The 2,453-nt window shown below is 63.2% G+C and carries 2 protein-coding genes; both read left to right on the top strand.

Annotation, left to right across the window (positions count from 1 at the left end):
* Positions 1–425 (top strand): sulfite exporter TauE/SafE family protein (locus ACRXB1_RS34550; RefSeq protein WP_449494597.1); only part of this gene is annotated, 425 nt, incomplete at its 5' end.
* Positions 426–717: 292 nt separating this feature from the next.
* On the top strand, positions 718–2,406 hold the full coding sequence (locus ACRXB1_RS34545; RefSeq protein ID WP_449494596.1) for an acid phosphatase: 1,689 nt from the start codon (positions 718–720) through the stop codon (positions 2,404–2,406).
* Positions 2,407–2,453 lie beyond the last annotated feature (47 nt).

Below are 2,453 nucleotides of genomic sequence, written 5' to 3'. Positions count from 1 at the left end.
TTGCCGGTCTTGTAGGCGAGGCGTGCGAGGCTCGCGGCGGTGACTCGGGCGCAGCGGGCCGCGAAAAGCGCACCATCGGCTGGACGGTACTGACGGGCGCCGTCCTCGGCGTGCTGGTGTCGATCACCTCCGTGGGCGCCGGCGCGATCGGCGTCACGGTGCTTTTGCTGCTTTACCCTCGCCTCGCCACGGCGCGAATCGTGGGCTCGGACATTGCGCACGCGGTGCCGCTCACGCTGATTGCCGGCACGGGTCACTGGCTGCTCGGCTCGGTTGACTGGTCGCTGCTGGTTTCCCTGCTGGTTGGCTCCCTGCCGGGCATCGTCATTGGCAGCCTGCTGTCCGCCCGAGCGCCCGAAGTCTTGCTGCGTAACGTCCTGGCCGCGACGCTCGTCCTGGTCGGCATGAAGCTCGTGTTCAGCTGAAAACCGGGTAGTTCGATCGATAGTAGTCGCGAGACGTGACGCTTTCCAGTCGGCCGAATGGCATATGAGCTATGAACGAGATCATTTTCGCTGTCGCGATCTCGTTTTCACGTCATATGCCATTTGGCCGACTGTCGGAGATCGGCGGATACGTGCACGATTCAGGAGACGAAATGTGAGGAGCAGCGCGCCTGCGTTGCTTTGACTCTGAAAATTCGACACTATCTTTCGCACGACCGAGCCGGGGCACCGCGAAGGTGCGCCCTGTCGAGAACCAAGAAGGAGCCTGTGCATGAGCCAGACTGACGATCCGCGTGACGAGCAACCCACTTCCGACCTGCCCCAGGATCCATTTCGCCGCCGCCTGCTGGTCGCTGGCATGGGCCTCGCCGGCCTGGGCGGATTGTCGCTGAGCGCCTGCGATCTCCTCGATTCCCGCACGGGCACGCCCAGGACCGCTGCCGATCTCGCGCTCGACCGCACGCTGCAGGCAAAAGTCCGGCATATCGTGGTGATTTACGCCGAGAATCGCAGTTTCAGCAATCTGTGGGGCAATTATCCGGGCGTGCAATATCCGCTCGAAGCCGTGCCCGCGTCTCGCTATGTGCAGCTCGACCGCGACGGACGCACGCCTATGCCGGTGCTGCCCAAAATCTGGGGTGGTCTCGTGCCGCAGGCGCAGGAAGTGGACGGCAAACGCTACATGATCTCGGAAAAGCAGATCGACGGTATTGCCAACGGACCCTTTCATCTCGTCGATACCGAAGGCCAGCCGTTGCCCAACGGCGTCATCACGCGTGACCTCGTACATCGTTTCTATCAAAACCAGATGCAGATCAATGCCGGGCGCAACAACCAGTTCGCTGCCTGGGGTGATTCAGGTGGCCTGGTGATGGGGCATTACCGCAACTCGGCGGAGTCGCTGAAACTCTGGAGCATCGCGCAGCAGAACGTGCTCTGCGACAACTTCTTCATGGCGGCTTTCGGCGGCTCCTGGCTCAATCACATCTTCCTGATTTCGGGTCAGGCGCCGCGATATCCCGATGCGCACAACGGGCCGGCGAAAAAGCTGCTGTCCGTGCTCGACGGTGACGATCCGCTAGGTACGCGGCTCAAACTCGCGCCCGACTCGCCGGCCTCGGCGCTCGACGGACCACCCTCGTATGTGAACGACGGCGCGCTCACGGCCGACGGCTACGCGGTCAACACCATGGCGCCGCCCTACCAGCCGAGCAACGTCAGGCCCGCGGAAGGCGGCGATCCGACGCTCGCCGATCCCTCGAATCACAAGGTGTTGCCGCCGCAGACCTACGCGACGATCGGCGACCGCTTGTCGGACAAAGGGGTGGACTGGGCGTGGTATGGCGGCGCGTGGGAGTTCGCGCTCACGCATCGCGACACCGGCATGCTTCCCGACTTCCAGTATCACCACCAGCCATTCAACTATTTCAGCAGCTTCGCACCGGGCACGCTTGCACGCACCCAGCACTTGCGCGACGCCGGCGTGGGGGAGGATGCTTCAACGAACAAGTTCATCGCGGATATCGATGCAGGCCGGCTGCCGCCCGTGGCGTTCTACAAGCCGCAGGGCAACCTGAACATGCATGCGGGTTATGCCGACGTGGAATCGGGCGACCGGCATCTGTCGAATATCGTGGAGCGGATTCAGCGCGGGCCGCAGTGGGACAACACAGTCGTCATCATCACGCACGATGAAAACGGCGGCTGGTGGGATCATGTGGCGCCGCCGAAGGGCGACCGGTGGGGCCCCGGATCGCGCATTCCGGCGATCGTGATCGCGCCGTTTGCAAGGAAAGGTCTGGTCGACCATACGGTCTACGACACGAACTCGATATTGCGCTTCATCACCCGCGTGCATGGCCTGGTGCCGCTTGAGGGAGTGGTCGCGAGGGACCGGGCGTTTGTGGCAAATGGTGAAGCGCCGCTGGGTGATCTGACTGCGGCGCTCGATCTGGCTTGATGCGGCTTAAGCCCCGGACAAGCCACTACGAAGCCCGCGTGCCGTCA

The sequence above is a fragment of the Caballeronia sp. M23-90 genome (assembly GCF_053574605.1).
The sequence above is the reverse complement of the archived record's forward strand: the minus strand, read 5'-3'. Positions and strand labels throughout refer to the sequence as shown.